The organism is Pseudoalteromonas sp. P1-11 (assembly GCF_001399995.1).
In the GTDB taxonomy this organism is placed as follows: Bacteria; Pseudomonadota; Gammaproteobacteria; order Enterobacterales; family Alteromonadaceae; genus Pseudoalteromonas; species Pseudoalteromonas atlantica.
On sequence record NZ_LJSP01000004.1, the window covers coordinates 68,605 to 84,627 of the forward strand.

A 16,023-nucleotide genomic window follows, 5' to 3' on the forward strand; every position below is an offset into this window, starting at 1 on the left:
TATACTTTCCTATAAATTTATATGTGATATTTAGGTCATTAACATTTGACCTTTCTTAATTTTCTATAAAATTTAGGCGTATTTAGGTGGGCGGAATGGCACCGAGATATAGCCTTTTAGCTCAGGGGAAACTAAGGCGTAGGTAAGGAAGTGATCTGTTGCTTGTAAAATATTACAAGAAGAATCTGTATTTAAAAATAACTGACAGCAGCAACAAAAATTACAATTATCAATTAAAGTTTGGCTATTACCCTCCTCAAATAAATTAGAGCTTTCAGGAGCTTTTAGCGGGGTAATAGACTCAGTTAGTGATATATTAAAAGAACTTTCAATTAAGTTTCCTTCAATCTCTTCTTGCGAAAAAAACACAGACTGCACCGCGATTAAAATCATTATCACGTATGATATATATGGTTTAAAATATGACGGGTGCATTCTTTTAACTACTTTCTACTTAAGACTTTAGCTGTAAGATGCGGCGAGCACCGTTTAAAACGACAACAGCAATAATCAAACCAATCACTAAATCTGGATAACGGCTGCTAGTTACTGTAACTAATAAGCCAGCTAAGATTACACCTACGTTTGCGATTACGTCATTTGCGGAAAAAATCCAACTCGCTTTCATATGAGCGCCGTCTTCTTTGTTGCCAAATATTAAAAACAGACAAGCAATGTTAGCGATTAGTGCTATTCCACCAAATATCATCATTAAAGAAGAGATAGGTTCACTACCGTAAATAAAGCGTCTTACGACTTCACTCAAAGCACCTAGCGCTAGAATAATTTGAAGTACACCAGATATATGTGCCGCTCTAAGTTTCATGCTTATGCTTTTACCGACAGCATATATAGCTAAACCATAAACAGCAGCATCAGCAAACATATCTAATGAGTCGGCAATAAGGCCAGCAGATTGCGCAATAATCCCAGCAATTACTTCTATAAAAAACATGACTCCATTAATGGCTAACAACCATTTTAGCGTTGATGCTTCTTTCATCTCATTTTTTTGGGCTAGATCTTTTGCTTTTGCAGCTTCGGTGCTGCAACTTTCTTTAGTTGATGCCAACTCTGCACCGAGATTGAGTTGTTGTAATTTTTTTGTTATCTCATCTAAATTTTCATCATGAAAAACCTTGACTAAACGGCTAGGAATATCAAATTGCAACCCAACTGAAGGCTCAATTGAGTCAAGTGCTAACCTAATCAATCTCTCTTCTGAAGGACAGTCCATTTGAGGTACTTTAAATGTACTGACAAACGCGCCACTATAGTTATCTAATTGTGTATCAATTTTTACATCTTCATTGGTAGAAGATGATTGACACTGACCACTACATTTTTCTGACATATTTAACACTCCGTAATAATATTAAAATAAGTATAAAATCTATAGTGGCTATAGAGTCAAATAAAAAATTATTTAATGTAAAAGCGTGGAAACTGAATTGAAAAGCTAGTTTAAGAAAATAGTTTCTGCTAGTATTTTAAATACTATATTTAACTGGTGATAACTTTGAACCTTAATGTTGTACTAAAAATGCTCTTGGTTATTTCGATTGTTTTACAATCGTTAACTGCTGTAGCATCCTCAACATCTGAGAATCACCAAATAGATATAGAGCACCTTCAAACTCAACATGATCATGCAGATGATCGAAATGTCTCAAATGATAATGTAGGTGATGAGCAGCATAATGAAAAAGATTGTCATCACTGCGGTCATTGCAGTGGCAGCCACTTATCTTGGATTTTAGTCAGTAATTCAAATACCACGGGCAAACTAAACATTATCAATAAAACGCCTTATCAAATTGATCAAACAAATACTTACCTTGAAGCGATACTTCGCCCACCCATTTCTTAATTAGATTGATTTTTAATGACCTATTTGTCCATGAGAAGGATAAAGGGTTCGTGTTTATAAATTAAAAAATTAAGAAGTTTTATGTATATATTTTTAAAAAATACAGGTTTAACCCTGTCTTTATGCATGGCTGTGAGTTTTTCAGTTGCCACTTATGGCAAACAGAAAAGTATTTCATGGCTAGATAGTCAAATAAATAAAGATCCCGAAGTTGTTGCGGCTAAAGAGTTACTTAATGCAAGTAATCATAGAGCCAAAAGCTTAACTCAAGCCGTATATAACCCAGAGCTTGAAGCAAGCTATGAAAAAGAAGGTGATTTTGATAATTACTCTATTGGTATCAGTCAAACGATAGATTTTTGGGATAAGCAATCAACAAATAAAACCATTGGTGAAATTGATGTTTATGCAAACCAGCAACAATTGTTATCTCTACTCGATTCTAAAAAGGCTAATGCCTTAACTGCATTAGTTAATTGGCAAGCAGCAAAAAAAGCTGCTCAGTTACTTTCAGAAAGAGAAGAGCAATTGCAAACGCTCGTTGGAATTGTTGAAGACAAACGAAAAGCTGGACTTCTAGAGCCACTTGACGCTGAGCTAGTCTATTTAAACTTGTCGCAAATTTTTAGTGAAATATCTGAGTCTCAAATTGCTTTGAAAAATGCAGAGGTAAAGGTTCAGGAGTTATTGCCTGATTGGACGCCTAATACTACCAATTTGTTTTCATTTACTTTTGGAGCAACAAGCTACTCATTTAACTCCCAGTGGGTTGAGGAACATCCAAAAGTTAAACTTGCTAGAGCGAAATGGAAGGGACAACAATCTAAAGCTCAACTAACCACTATGGAATCTAAAGCTAATCCAACCATTGGCGTTAGCGCAGGGAAAAGTGGAGATGAAGACTTGGTTGGTGTGACTTTTTCAATGCCTTTAAACATCAGAAATAACTATACAGATAATGTTAAAGCCGCTTATTCAGAAGCCATTGCAGCCGAGGCGAATTTTCAGTCGGTATATCGAAAGCAGTCTTTTGAAGCAAAAGCTAATTATGAATCGCTTAATGTCAGTAGAAAATACTACGAGCAATGGCAAAAGCTCACCCAAGGTAGGTTGGCTAGCAGCGCAAATTTATTAAATAAGCGCTGGCAAGCTGGTGACATAAACACTTCTGATTATTTACTCGCATTAAATCAACGTGCGGAAGGGCTTCATGCAGGAATACGTTTGGAAAATCAATTCAAGCTTGCAGAAATATCCTTCATTTTAAGTATGGGTCAGTTATCCAAATTTGAGATTTGAGCGCTTTGTTTTTTCAGTAGCGAAAAACGAAATCTTAAATTTATTAAAAATATAGGTTACAAAAATGAATACAGTAATTAGTAAAAAATTTTTAGCCGTAGTAATTAGCAGCCTGTTAGTTGGGTTTAGTACAAATCATGATGCTTTTGCACAGTCGTCAGATGGAACTGGTTCTGTCACAAACGTTTCGAAACAAGAAGAAAAAGAACATCAAGATGAGCATGAACACGAAAAGGGACATGAAGAAGATAAAGGTGACCATGACGAGCACGGCCATGAAGGTGGTAATAGAGAGGGAGAAGAAGAACATGAAGAAGGTATCACTATTGATCCAAAGAAGATGTCGCTTGCTAACATTAAAGTGGAAAGTGTTAAGCCTGAATATCAATTTAGCTCCGTATATGCACCTGGCGAAATAAAAGCTAATGGCTATAAAAGTTATGTGGTATCACCACGTACAGAGTCAGTAATTATCAGTCGCCATGCAGCGCTTGGCGAGTATGTAGAAATAGGTCAGAAGTTAGTTACATTATTTAGTGAAGCAATGGCACAAGCACAAGCTGACTATTTAATCGCTTCAACCGAATGGCAACGTGTAAAAAAGCTGGGTAATAAGACGGTGAGTGAAAGTCGATTATTACAAGCTGAAACAACATACAATGCGAGCTATGGCAAGCTCATTGCTTTAGGGTTAACTGAAAAAGCAATAAATGGTATTTCTAACAAAGACATTAAAGCATTTGGACAATATGCATTAACGGCGCACCGTGAAGGTGTCGTGCTTCAAGACGACTTTATCCAAGGGCAACGTGTTGATGCTGGGGATTCAGTCATGTTGTTAGCTGATGAAAAACAACTATGGGTTGAAGCAAAAGTTTCTCCAAATAAAAAGCTAAATTTATCAATTGATTCTCCTGCGGTACTTAAATTAGAAGGCCAGAGTTACAATGCCAAAGTTATCCAAGAAGCCCATACAATTGATCCCGTAACTCGTACAAGAATTATTAGATTGGGGGTACAGAATGCTGATGATAACCTTCATTCAGGTATGTTTGTAAAAGTTTACTTTCAGTTTGCCACAAAGCAGAAAGTGATGGCTGTGCCAGAAGAAGCATTGATCCGCAGCGCAGATGGTGATTGGACCGTATTTGTCGAAGACCACCCTGGAGAATTTAAAGCTGTAGAAGTAGAACTAGGCCGAGCCTTAGGTGATTTTAGGGAAATCATTGGCCTTGATAGTGGGACGCGAATTGTAACCAAAGGCGCATTTTTTGTTGCTTCTGAAATCGCTAAAGGCGGATTTGATCCGCATAACCACTAAGGAGTAAGACTATGTTTAATAAAATAATAGATTGGTCTGTTAATAATAGACTCCTGATTTTGATTGCGCTGTTTGCCACAATTGTCGGCGCAATTATGGTTATACCAAAACTAAATTTAGATGCCTTTCCTGATGTTACTAATGTTCAAGTTGCTGTAAATACTGAAGCGCCAGGACTAGCTGCTGAAGAAGTTGAACAACTCATTACGTACCCCATTGAAGCGGTCATGTATGCCTTACCTGATGTAGAACAAGTGCGCTCAATTTCTAAAACAGGCTTGTCTGGCGTCACGGTTGTTTTCAAAGAAGGCACCGACATTTACTTTGCAAGACAACTCGTATTTGAGCGTCTTCAAGCCGCAAAAGAACTGATACCAGAAGGTGTCGGCACACCCGAAATGGGGCCAAACACCTCAGGGCTAGGCCAAGTATTTCAGTACCTTCTTATTTCAGATAAAGATGCAGGCTATGATGTTATGGCACTCAGGAGTCTCAATGATTGGGTAGTAAAATTACTCGTTATGCCTGTCGATGGTGTTACTGATGTACTCTCCTTTGGAGGTATTGTTAGGCAGTACCAAGTAAATGTAGATCCATCTAAGCTTCTTTCTTATAACCTAACGCAAGAAGACGTTGTTGGTGCCCTAGATAACAACAATGCCAATGTTGGCGGATGGTATATGAACCGTGGGCAAGAGCAGCTTGTTATTAGAGGTGCAGGTTGGTTTGAAAGTGGTGACGCTGGTATTAGTAATATCAAACAAGTTCCCGTCAAAACAGTTGATGGGACAGTTGTGACGGTTTCGGATATTGCTAAAGTTGAAATGGGCAGTGAAATTCGTCAAGGTGCTGTCACAATGACGCGCAAAACCGAAGACGGTAAAGTCGAAAATTTAGGTGAAGTTGTCTCTGGCATTGTCTTAAAACGCATGGGGTCTAATACTAAAGCCACCATTGATGGTATCAATGCAAGAATCCCATTGATTAATCAAGCATTGCCTAAAGGTGTTCGCTTTGAACCATTTTATGATCAGGCTGATTTGATTGAAAAAGCCGTTGATACAGTAGTTGATGCACTATTACTAGCATTTATTTTCATCTGTATTGTATTAGCACTATTTTTAATGAATATACGTGCAACCTTCCTTGTCCTAATATCTATTCCAATTTCAATTGGTATCGCGTTAATGATCATGGCTTGGTGGGGCATTTCTGCAAACCTTATGTCATTGGGTGGCATTGCCGTAGCCATTGGTATGCTAGTTGATGGTTCAGTCGTGATGGTTGAAAACATGTTTAAGCATTTAAATAGACCAGACTCTACCCATTTAAAAACTGTAAAAGAAAGAGTGCCTAGTGCTGATACTGATCCACATGATGTAGAACAAGATGAGCATGGTATTAAGTTACGTCTTCAAAATGCGGGTAAAGAAGTGGCTCGTCCCGTATTTTTTGCAGCTTCTATTATTTTAGTTGTATTTACGCCTTTATTTAGCTTTGAAGGTGTTGAGGCAAAGTTATTTCAACCTATGGCAATAAGCATCATTTTAGCTGTTATATCTGCTATTGTGGTTGCGTTGTTTTTTGTACCCGCTTTAGCTACGTATTTATTTAAGTCAGGTGTAAAAGAGAGGGAAAGCTTTGTTCTTAGGCCATTAGACAAACTCTACAGAAAAGGGCTTACATTCGCACTAAAACGCACCAAATTAGTCATTTCAGCCGCACTTATATTAGTTTTCTCTGCCTTTGCATTAGTTCCATTAATTGGTACTGAATTTGTACCTGAGTTAGAAGAAGGGACGATAAACTTAAGAGCAACGCTTGCACCTTCTTCCAGTTTAGATACCGCGCTCACTGTGGCACCAATTCTAGAAGAAAAACTAATGGCTTTTCCTGAAGTAACCTATGCATTAAGCCGAATTGGTCGAGCAGAAATAGGTGGAGACCCAGAGCCAGTGAATAACATCGAAATTTACATAGGGTTGAAGCCTGTTTCTGAGTGGACCAGTGCATCTAATCGATATGAACTTCAAGGAAAAATGGAGAGATCTCTAGAAGAATTCCCTGGGTTGCTACTCAACTTTTCTCAACCTATTGCGACTCGTGTCGATGAGCTACTATCTGGTGTTAAGGCTCAGTTGGCGATAAAGTTGTTTGGGCCTGAACTTGAGGTACTGGCGGCTAAAGGTCAAGAAATAGAAACAGCAATTAAAAACATTGAAGGTGCAAGGGATGTTGCATTGGAGCAAATTGCTGGTGAAGCGCAATTGGTGATAAGTCCTAACAGGCAAGAACTATCACGCTTTGGATTGTCTGTGAGTGACATAATGGAGGTTGTGCGTGATGGTATTGGTGGTGTTGCAGCCGGACAAATAATCAATGGTAATGAACGTTATGATATTTACGTTCGCATAGAGGAAGAGTACCGAAGTAACAAAGAAGCTATTGCTGATATTCGGCTTCAATCACCTACTGGTGCTTGGGTGCGACTGGGTGACGTAGCCTCAGTCTCATTTGAGTCAGGCCCACCACAAGTTAGACGCGATGATGTACAACGAAGAGTCGTTATCCAAGCAAATGTACAAAATCGAGATATGGGAAGCGTGGTTGCCGATATCAGAACGGTAATTGCTGAAAAGGTTGACTTACCTTCAGGTTATTCTGTTTCGATTGGCGGCCAGTTCGAAAGTCAAAAACGTGCTCAAAATAGGTTAGCTATAGTTGTACCTTTATCGTTAGCACTAATCGCACTACTACTTTACTTTGCCTTTGGTTCTGTTGGTCAAGCTATGCTGATATTGGTCAACGTGCCGCTTGCTGTAATTGGCGGAGTTTTCTCCTTATATTTATCTGGACAATACTTGTCTGTACCAAGCTCCGTTGGCTTTATTACCTTATTTGGTGTAGCGGTATTGAATGGGGTCGTTATGGTAGAAAGTATCAACCAACGTATTAAAGACGGTCTAGAAGCATCTAAAGCCGTTTTTGAAGGCGCTACTTCAAGATTAAGACCTGTACTTATGACTGCTATAACATCAGCTTTAGGTTTGATACCGATGTTAATGTCTAATGGTGTTGGTGCAGAAATACAGCGCCCATTAGCGAGTGTTATTGTTGGCGGCTTGGTAACTGCAACACTGTTAACATTATTTGTTTTACCTGTTTTATATCGCTGGTTTTCAGAGAAAAAAATAAAAGAGCTATCCAGATAAAATTACTGTGAACTCTAACCCCACGCTAAAGTCACGTTTAGCGTGGGGTTATTGAGTAGATGAACGAAAAGAAAGATTAGATTTAACAATAAACTAATAGTCATGACTGCTTTGTCGGAATATTTGTCGTTAAACAGGCCAAAGCTAACTTCCGCTTTCGTATCTTTGCAGTCTTAATCTCTATGTGTCTCAAGGTCGGCTTATGGCACAGAGCAGACCGCCGGTAATTATTGAGTGATGCAATCCACGGCTATAACTGCCCATGAATACAAGTTCTTTATGTAATGAAAAATAAAGATGCGCTGTTGCTACTCCGCAAAGTATCGGCCTAAATAAACTCTACCTCGAAGTAAACCGATTAGCTTTCGTATAACAGATAGGCAAATTATCAATTCAAATCACTTACTGTAATAGATGTTTTCAAGCGATTTCTCGTTGTTTAAGAAATTTACCTAATAAAAAACATAATTATTTTTAGAGTGTAATTTAGTTAATAAATCTCAATTTAAGTGCCATATTTCAATATAAATCAACAAGTTCTCAACGCGCCGTGAATTCTCGATTTAAGTGGCACTGATCAATTTTTTGAAAAATAACTAATTTTTATTTCACAAACAATTGATAACCATTATTGTTTAGATTAATATGCACCTACTAAATGAAATTGAGAGTAGTTTGTATTCATGTATATTTGTCTTTGTCACGGGGTGACCGATAAAAAAATTGAGCAAACAATTGACGATGGTGCAACTACCATGCGTGAATTAACTAAAGAGCTTAAAGTAGGCAGCCAATGCGGTAAGTGTTGTTGTTGTACTAAAAAGATCCTAAATCGCAAACTTATTGAGATTGCAGATATTACCGATCAAGTCGCTTAATTCGTTATTACAAAATTCAAATACAAAAAAAGCAGCTTATAAAGCTGCTTTTTTTATGACCTAAATTTACCTTACAGTTGAGACTGTAAGTAATTTTCAAGCCCTGTATTTTGAATAAGTAGTTGCTGGGTTTCTAGCCAGTCAATTTGTTCTTCCTGCTCGTTCAAAATATTGTCGAGTGCTTCACGACTAATATAATCTTTTTTGTTTTCAGCTAATTTAATTGCACTGCGCAAATCATCAATTGTATCAAGCTCAAAGCTCATATTTGCGGCAATCATTTCTTCGCTGTTTTCGCCAATGCGAAGACGGCCTAGGTCTTGTAAGTTAGGTAAGCCTTCTAAAAATAAAATACGTTCGATTAAACGATCGGCGTTTTTCATTTTTTGAATTGAAACTTTGTAGTCTGCTTTATCAAGCTGGCTAAAACCAAAATCTTTAAACATGCGGGCATGCAAAAAGTATTGGTTAATACCCACAAGCTCATTAGCGAGTACTTTATTTAAAGCTGCTATAACGTCTTTATCGCCTTTCATACTTTATGCTCCTTACTCGCCCATTTGTGCTTGGTGGTAGTTTTGCGTACCAATTTTATCAATTAGACCAAGTTGTTGCTCTAACCAATAAACGTGATCTTCTTCGGTATCAAATAATAGCTTTTCTAACACTTCGCGAGACTGATAATCTTGCTGCTCTTCACAAATAGCAATTACCTCTTTAACACATGCAACTACTTCAAGCTCTAGTGTTAAGTCGTTTTGCATCATACTTTTTACATCGTTACCAATTAAAAGGTCACGGCGTTTAGTCATGTTAGGCACGCCTTCTAAAAACAAGATGCGTTTGATTAGCCAATCAGCATGATCTTTTTCTTCTTCCATTTCATGGTTAAGGCGTACATATAATTTATCTAAACCCCAGTCATCATACATGCGTGAATGAATAAAATACTGGTCAATTGCGGCTAACTCATTGGCTAGCAAAGTATTAAATGCATCGATTACTTTTTGATTACCTTTCATGATAAATCACCTTAACTATTTTAATTGTGCACAGTGTAGTTAAATTTGCGTATTTTGCAAGTTTTTCTATAAAAATCATTAATTTACAATTGGTTTTGATTCTTATTTAAGTTTGCGTTATTGCTTGGTTTATGTACAGTTTTGCATTTTCATTTAAAGGGTAATGTTATACCCACTTATGCCGTTTGCACCATAAATAAACACCACTGAGTATAAAAAATGCTAACGACAGTGATACTAAAAGCCATACAAATTTTACAATCGGCCCTGCAAATGCGCCAGTATGAAACACATATTTAAAGTTCCATACATGGGTGACTGCATTTGCTTTACTGGCATCATACGCGCTAAGCACTTTAGCGTTGTATGGATTTACCCACACCCAGCTATAAGCATGGCTTTCTCCTGGGTTTTGCAGGCGTAAAGCGATTGGGTCATTGTGTTTTTTAGGTAAGTAAATACGATACAAAATCCCATCAGGAAATACATCAAGGGCTTTATTTATTGCTTGGTCGTAGTTAATACTTGCTGTTGATTTTGCTATCACTTTTGGCGCTTTAGGCCTATTTTGTACTTGAGAAAATGCCACGGTTTCTACTAATGTTTTGGTCGCGCTTTTCCAATTAAAGGTGATACCTGTAAAGGCTATAAGCAATAGCGGTAATAAAACATAAACACCAAGCACGGTGTGTAGCTGATACATAAGTACTTTAAATTTGGCTTTAGGTTTAATCGCCAGTCGTTTTAGGCGGTTTTTAGGCTTTACCCATAAATAAAAACCCACTAACACATTTATTATTAATAATAGGGCGCATACAGAGACCACGTTTTTTAGCGGTTTTTCACCAGAGTCTGTTTCAAATAATAGCCAGCGATGCAAAGCAAGGGTAAAACCATACAGCGTGTCATTTGTTTGGTATTGAAAAATTACTTTGCCTGTATACGGGTTCACACTGGCGTTACTGCCATCACCTAATCTAAATTGCCAGCTGGCATTAGGGTTACTAAGGGGCATAAAGCGGGTGATTTTTTTATCTGTTTGCTGCTGTACTGCGCGGATTAACTCTGCGTGGCTAAGCGTTTTGGTTTGTGGTTCTACCTGCCATTTATCGGGCTGAATATAATATTGTATGTCATTTGCATAGAGTAAAATGGCACCGCTAATACTGAGTATTAACAAAAAAAGGCCACTTAGTAAGGCAAGGTATAAGTGAATTCGACGTAACCAGATTTTCAAAAGTAATCTCTATAATAAGCAGTTACAGCGATTGTAAGTGATAGAACAGGTGTTTATCAATTTATAAAATGTGACCCTTTGTGTAAGCAAACTACTGTATATAAAACCGAGAACAACACGCTAAGCTTTAGCCCCTTAAATAAAGTTTATAAATTGAGTGGCTTGAAGTCAGTAAAAGTTCGTATGAGTAATGCGCTTTAATTTTTATAATAATGAAATAAATACCAGCTAAAAATTAAAATATGCACGGTTTGCGTTCTTGCTTATTTTTACATGTAAATTTTAATTGCAACTTATTGATGTTTAAACTGTAATTATGTGATGTATTTTAAACGCTTTGGGGGCTAAAACTTGCGTCTTTTAGGTTTTAGTGCATTAATATAGGTAATAAATAATACAATTACAGTTATTGGATATATAGCATGGTTGAAGGAAAAAAGTATGGGCTGCTAAATGGCACAGCTCAGTCTGTGCGTAGTAAGCTGATCATTACTTTTTTAGTTATTGCTATTGTTCCACTTTGCTTGCTGACCTGGTTTAGCTTACAGCACGTTAATAATACCTTGCAAAAAAATGCAAATGCAGAGCTTCATGAATTAAGCTCTATCGCCTCAGAGTTTGCTAATTTATGGTTTGATGATCACCTTACTGATTTATATACCTTTAAAAATCAGCTTTCTAACTTCCCGCTTGAACAAAGCAAATTAATAAATCATTTTGTTAATCAATATGACTTTGTAAACAGTATAGAAATTATAGCTGCATCGGCACTTAAGCAGCCCATTATCTCGCCTTACGGGCAGATAAACAAAGGTGAGCTTGGTACGCTTATAAATTCGGTTAATACCTCAACGCCAGCCGCTTTTGGCTCTGTTATGTTAAATGGCAAACAGTTTAATATTGTGGCTATGCCTTTGCTTAATTCGGCGCAACAACTAGAGGGTGTAATTCTCACAGAAGTAAATATTAATGGCCTTTTAAAAAGCTTAAACACCATTCACAACATGCACAATGAAGTGAGTTTTTTTGTACTACATAATAATAAAATAGAGCGCTCTTCAGTAACAAATGCAGATGAGGCGCCTGTTTTTTCGCAAACGGCACTCACCAGTAAGCAAGTGTTTGATTACGCCAGTGCCAACGGCACGACATACCATGCATATATTAGTGATTTAAATTTTTTAGGTGTGCAAGGGTGGCAACTTTTAGCAGCAAAACCTTTGCATATTATGCTCAAAGACTCTACTTATTATAAGCAGCTGGCTATTTTTACAAATGCAGTTTCTTTACTTCTCATTTTATGCGCAGCGTGGTGGTTTAGTCGGCGCTTATCTAAGCCTTTAATTCAGCTTACCTCAGTAATGGCCCGAATTACCGATGGCGAGAAAGTAAAGGTGCCTACTTTAACTGATAGTCTCGAGTTAAATAGGTTATCAGTAGATCTTCAAAAAATGGTGGCATTTAAAGAAGAGCAGCAGAGCATACTGCAAAAGCAGCGCTCTGCTTTGCAAACTGCGTTTAAACAATTGGATGAGCAAAAAAGTGCCCTTGATGAGCATGCCATTGTAGCGGTAACAGATTTAGCGGGCACCATCACCTTTGTAAATAAGAAGTTTTGTGAAATTAGCGGCTATGAAGAACATGAGCTTATAGGTCAAAATCACCGTTTACTTAATTCAGGAAGGCACGACAAAGGCTTTTTTAAAAGCATGTATAAAACCCTTAAACGGGGTGAAGTATGGAACGGCCAAATATGTAATAAAGCAAAACATGGCGGCTTTTATTGGGTAGACACCACCATAGCGCCATTTTTTGATGAGCACGGAAAACCGCAAAGCTATATAGCCATTCGTACTGATGTCACGCCATTAAAATTACAAGAGCTTGAACTTGAGCAGCACAAAACCCAGCTTCAGTTAGTCATAGATACCACCGCCGTGGGAATATGGGATTGGTTTATAGATACCAGCAAAGTGACTTTTAATAATCGCTGGGCAGAAATAATAGGCTATAAACTCAGCGAGTTAGAACCTACCACTATCAATACTTGGTATAAGTTTGCACACCCCGATGATTTGGTTATTTCAGAGCAAAAGCTAAAAGCGCACTTTAACGGTGACACTGATTACTATGTCAGCGAAGCGCGAATGAAACACAAAGATGGCCACTGGGTTTGGGTACTCGATACTGCAAAAGTCGTCGACTGGAATCTAGATGGGTCGCCTCGTCGTATGATTGGAACACATTTAGATATTACCGAGCGCAAGCAAATAGAGTCTGAGCTACAGTATAGCCGCGATCGCTTTGCTTCTTTGGTGGAAAATATTCCAGGGGTTATTTATCGATGTAAGTTCGATAAAGCCTGGACCATGTTGTACATGAGTGACCAAGTAAAAGACATAACAGGCTATACGCCTGATGACTTTATTAATAATAAAACACTAAGCTTTGCCGCTATTATTCACGATGGCGATCAAGATGTTGAGCTGCAGGTAAGTACCTGTATTGCACAAAAGCTGCCTTGGTCTATTGAATACAGAGTAAAAAGAAATGATGGCAGTATTCGTTGGGTACACGAAAAAGGCCAAGCAATTTATGGTGATGACAACGAGGTTCTTTATTTAGATGGCTTTATTTTAGACATTACTGAGCGCCATAATACTCAAGTAGAAATTACCCGCCAACAAAACCTGCTTGAGGCAATGAGTAAACAAGGCCAAATTGGCGCATGGGAAATAAACCTTGAAAACCAAACCATGTATTGGTCAGACGAAGTAAAAGTCATACACGAAGTTCCCGACGGGTTTGAACCTAACATTGATACAGCCATTAACTTTTATAAGCCAGGAGAGCACCGCGATAAAATTAGTACGTTGTTTGAATGTGCGGTGACTTTAGGCGAAAGCTGGAGTGTAGAGCTGATAATTTTAACTTATACCGGTAAAGAGCGCTGGGTTAAGTCGATGGGGCAGGCGGAATTTAAAGACGGCAAATGTGTGCGTGTCTTTGGCTCGTTCCAAAGTATTGATGCACATAAACGCCTAGAGTTAGAAAGCGAAAAAGCAAACGCCTATAACAAAAATTTAGCGTCATTAACGGTTTCGCCTGAGGTACAAAATAGTGATGTTGCGCAAGTTAAAAAGCTGACGATAAAGTCGATGGTAGAGGTATTAAATGTTGAGCGTGCCTCTATTTGGATGCTTAACAAGCAGTGCGACGAAATGGCGTGCCATGGTTTATATACTCGACAAGATGGATTTGTAGATTTTGACGGCGTTCTTAAAAAGGCTGATTTTCCAAGTTACTATGAGGCTATTTTTGAGCAAAACCTAGTGGCAATTGAAGATGTATATACGTATAAGGCAACCATTGAATTTACGCAAAGTTATACTCAACCATTAAATATTCAGTCGATGCTGGATGCGGTTATTTCATCAGGCGATGGAAATTTAGGTATTTTATGCGCAGAAACTGTAGGGGCTAAGCACATTTGGACGCAAAGCGAAGAAACCTACTTGCGCTCTTTGGCTACGTTAGTCGGTAGTACCTTGGTCTCGCAAAAGCGTAAAGAAACCGCTGAAAAGCTAAAGGTTGCTTTAGTGCAAGCACAAGATGCTGCTATAGCAAAAAGCCAGTTTTTAGCAACCATGAGCCACGAAATTCGTACACCGATGAATGGCGTATTAGGCATGTTAGAGCTGGTAGAGTTAGAGCCATTAAGTAAACCAATAGAAAAAAAGGTCGCTATTGCTAAAAGCAGTGCTCATTCTTTACTTGGCGTTATTAACGATATTTTAGATTTTTCTAAGGTGGAAGCGGGCAAAGTTGAGCTTGAGCATATACATTTTAATGCGCGCGACTTAATTGGCGAAATAGCCGAGGCACAGGCCTTTACCGCACAAGAAAAAGGCATTGAGATTATTTTAGATTTAGTCTCCTTGGAGCCTTCACATTTAATGGGCGACCCCGGGCGCATACGCCAAGTGGTAACCAACTTAATTAGTAATGCAGTTAAATTTACCAGTCAGGGTGAAGTGGTGGTGAGTGCATCTATAGAAAAAACCGACCAAGACCTACTGCTAAATATAAAAGTAAAAGACTCAGGAATAGGCATAACCGAAGCAAAACAACAGCAATTATTTACCCCTTTTTCGCAAGTGGATGCATCCACCACGCGAGAATACGGAGGCACGGGGCTGGGGCTTGCTATATGTAAACAGTTATGTGAGCTAATGAATGGTAAAATTTCACTGGCGAGCGAACCAGGCAAAGGCAGCGAATTTACTGCAACCATGCAAGTGGCTGAAGGCATCGAAAAAGAACGTATTATCCCTAATATCAATATGAGTTCCTTAAATGTACTAGTGGTCGATGATAACGAGACAAACCGCTTAGTTATCTCTCAGCAATTAGGGCATTGGGGGGCTAATGTTACGCTTGCTAGTAGTGCAAAACAGGCGCTTGAACTATGTGCACAGCGCATAGAAAATGATCAGCCTATGTTTGATATTGCCGTGCTAGACATGCAAATGCCAGAAATGGATGGAATGGAGCTGTGTAAAGTGCTTAAAGCACATGATGACTATAAAGCCATGCCATTAGTAATGATGACCAGTATTGCAGGTATGGAAGGCGCTCAGCGCTACTCAAAAATTGGTTTTCAGGCTTATTTTCCTAAGCCGGTTACAACCGCCGATTTAATTTCTGCGTTGTCGGTTATTACAAGCTCAGACAACACCGAGCCCCTTCCTTTGGTGACCCCAGGGTATATTTCGTCACTAAGAAAAGAAAAATCAGACACACCTGCAAAAATTTTATTAGTTGAGGATAACCCCGTTAATCAGCATGTTTCTACACTGATGCTTAAAAAGCTAAATTGCGAAGTGATACTGGCGCAAAATGGTCAAGAAGCCATAAATACCTTAAGTGAGCATAACGAAGGGTATTTTGATTTAGTGTTAATGGATTGCCAAATGCCGGTAATGGATGGCTTTGACGCCACGGCTAATATACGAGACGGTATGGCAGGGGATGAGCACAAAGCAATAAAAATAATTGCCCTAACCGCCAATGCAATGGACTCAGATAAAGAACGTTGTATTAATGCCGGTATGGATGACTACTTAACTAAACCCATTCAGCTTGATATTTTAAAAGAGAAAATAGAGCAGTACTTTTAGGATT

The 16,023-nt window shown here is 38.4% G+C and carries 11 protein-coding genes; 6 read left to right on the forward strand and 5 right to left on the reverse strand.

Annotation, left to right across the window (positions count from 1 at the left end):
- Window positions 1–72: 72 nt before the first annotated feature.
- Both AN390_RS08505 and AN390_RS08510 read right to left on the reverse strand, forming a co-directional pair.
- Window positions 73–369 (reverse strand): hypothetical protein, encoded by a 297-nt coding sequence (locus tag AN390_RS08505; RefSeq protein ID WP_236695086.1) that lies wholly within the window; start codon window positions 367–369, stop codon window positions 73–75.
- 85 nt (window positions 370–454) lie between these two features.
- On the reverse strand, window positions 455–1,354 hold the full coding sequence (locus AN390_RS08510; protein WP_002962256.1) for a cation transporter: 900 nt from the start codon (window positions 1,352–1,354) through the stop codon (window positions 455–457).
- Between the two features lie 156 nt (window positions 1,355–1,510).
- On the opposite strand from AN390_RS08510, the gene AN390_RS08515 reads away from it, so the two are divergent.
- From AN390_RS08515 to AN390_RS08535, 5 genes are all read left to right on the forward strand, one after another.
- A complete protein-coding gene (locus AN390_RS08515) occupies window positions 1,511–1,870 on the forward strand; it encodes a hypothetical protein (protein ID WP_227006932.1) in 360 nt (119 codons plus the stop codon).
- 81 nt (window positions 1,871–1,951) lie between these two features.
- Complete coding sequence (locus AN390_RS08520) at window positions 1,952–3,169, forward strand: TolC family protein (RefSeq protein WP_055253889.1); 1,218 nt, start codon at window positions 1,952–1,954, stop codon at window positions 3,167–3,169.
- 64 nt (window positions 3,170–3,233) lie between these two features.
- Window positions 3,234–4,490 carry an efflux RND transporter periplasmic adaptor subunit gene (locus tag AN390_RS08525; protein ID WP_055018869.1) on the forward strand — a complete coding sequence of 419 codons (1,257 nt, stop codon included), beginning with the start codon at window positions 3,234–3,236 and terminating at the stop codon, window positions 4,488–4,490.
- An 11-nt stretch (window positions 4,491–4,501) separates the two neighbouring features.
- A complete protein-coding gene (locus AN390_RS08530; protein ID WP_055253892.1) occupies window positions 4,502–7,702 on the forward strand; it encodes an efflux RND transporter permease subunit in 3,201 nt (1,066 codons plus the stop codon).
- 683 nt (window positions 7,703–8,385) lie between these two features.
- The gene (locus AN390_RS08535; RefSeq protein ID WP_004588794.1) at window positions 8,386–8,580 is read left to right on the forward strand and encodes a (2Fe-2S)-binding protein; all 195 of its coding nucleotides are present in this window, start codon (window positions 8,386–8,388) and stop codon (window positions 8,578–8,580) included.
- A gap of 71 nt (window positions 8,581–8,651) precedes the next feature.
- On the opposite strand, the gene bfr (AN390_RS08540) is transcribed toward AN390_RS08535, so the two are convergent.
- The 3 genes from bfr (AN390_RS08540) to AN390_RS08550 all read right to left on the reverse strand — a co-directional run bounded on the left by bfr (AN390_RS08540) (window position 8,652) and on the right by AN390_RS08550 (window position 10,839).
- Window positions 8,652–9,116 (reverse strand): bacterioferritin, encoded by a 465-nt coding sequence (gene bfr / locus AN390_RS08540; RefSeq protein WP_004588793.1) that lies wholly within the window; start codon window positions 9,114–9,116, stop codon window positions 8,652–8,654.
- A 12-nt stretch (window positions 9,117–9,128) separates the two neighbouring features.
- On the reverse strand, window positions 9,129–9,602 hold the full coding sequence (bfr, locus tag AN390_RS08545; RefSeq protein WP_024031963.1) for a bacterioferritin: 474 nt from the start codon (window positions 9,600–9,602) through the stop codon (window positions 9,129–9,131).
- A gap of 166 nt (window positions 9,603–9,768) precedes the next feature.
- Window positions 9,769–10,839 carry a PepSY domain-containing protein gene (locus AN390_RS08550; RefSeq protein ID WP_055253894.1) on the reverse strand — a complete coding sequence of 357 codons (1,071 nt, stop codon included), beginning with the start codon at window positions 10,837–10,839 and terminating at the stop codon, window positions 9,769–9,771.
- A 422-nt stretch (window positions 10,840–11,261) separates the two neighbouring features.
- Between AN390_RS08550 and AN390_RS08555 the strand changes: the two genes are divergently transcribed.
- Entirely contained in the window at window positions 11,262–16,019 is a 4,758-nt protein-coding gene (locus AN390_RS08555; RefSeq protein ID WP_055253896.1) for a PAS domain-containing protein, read from the forward strand.
- Window positions 16,020–16,023: the final 4 nt, after the last annotated feature.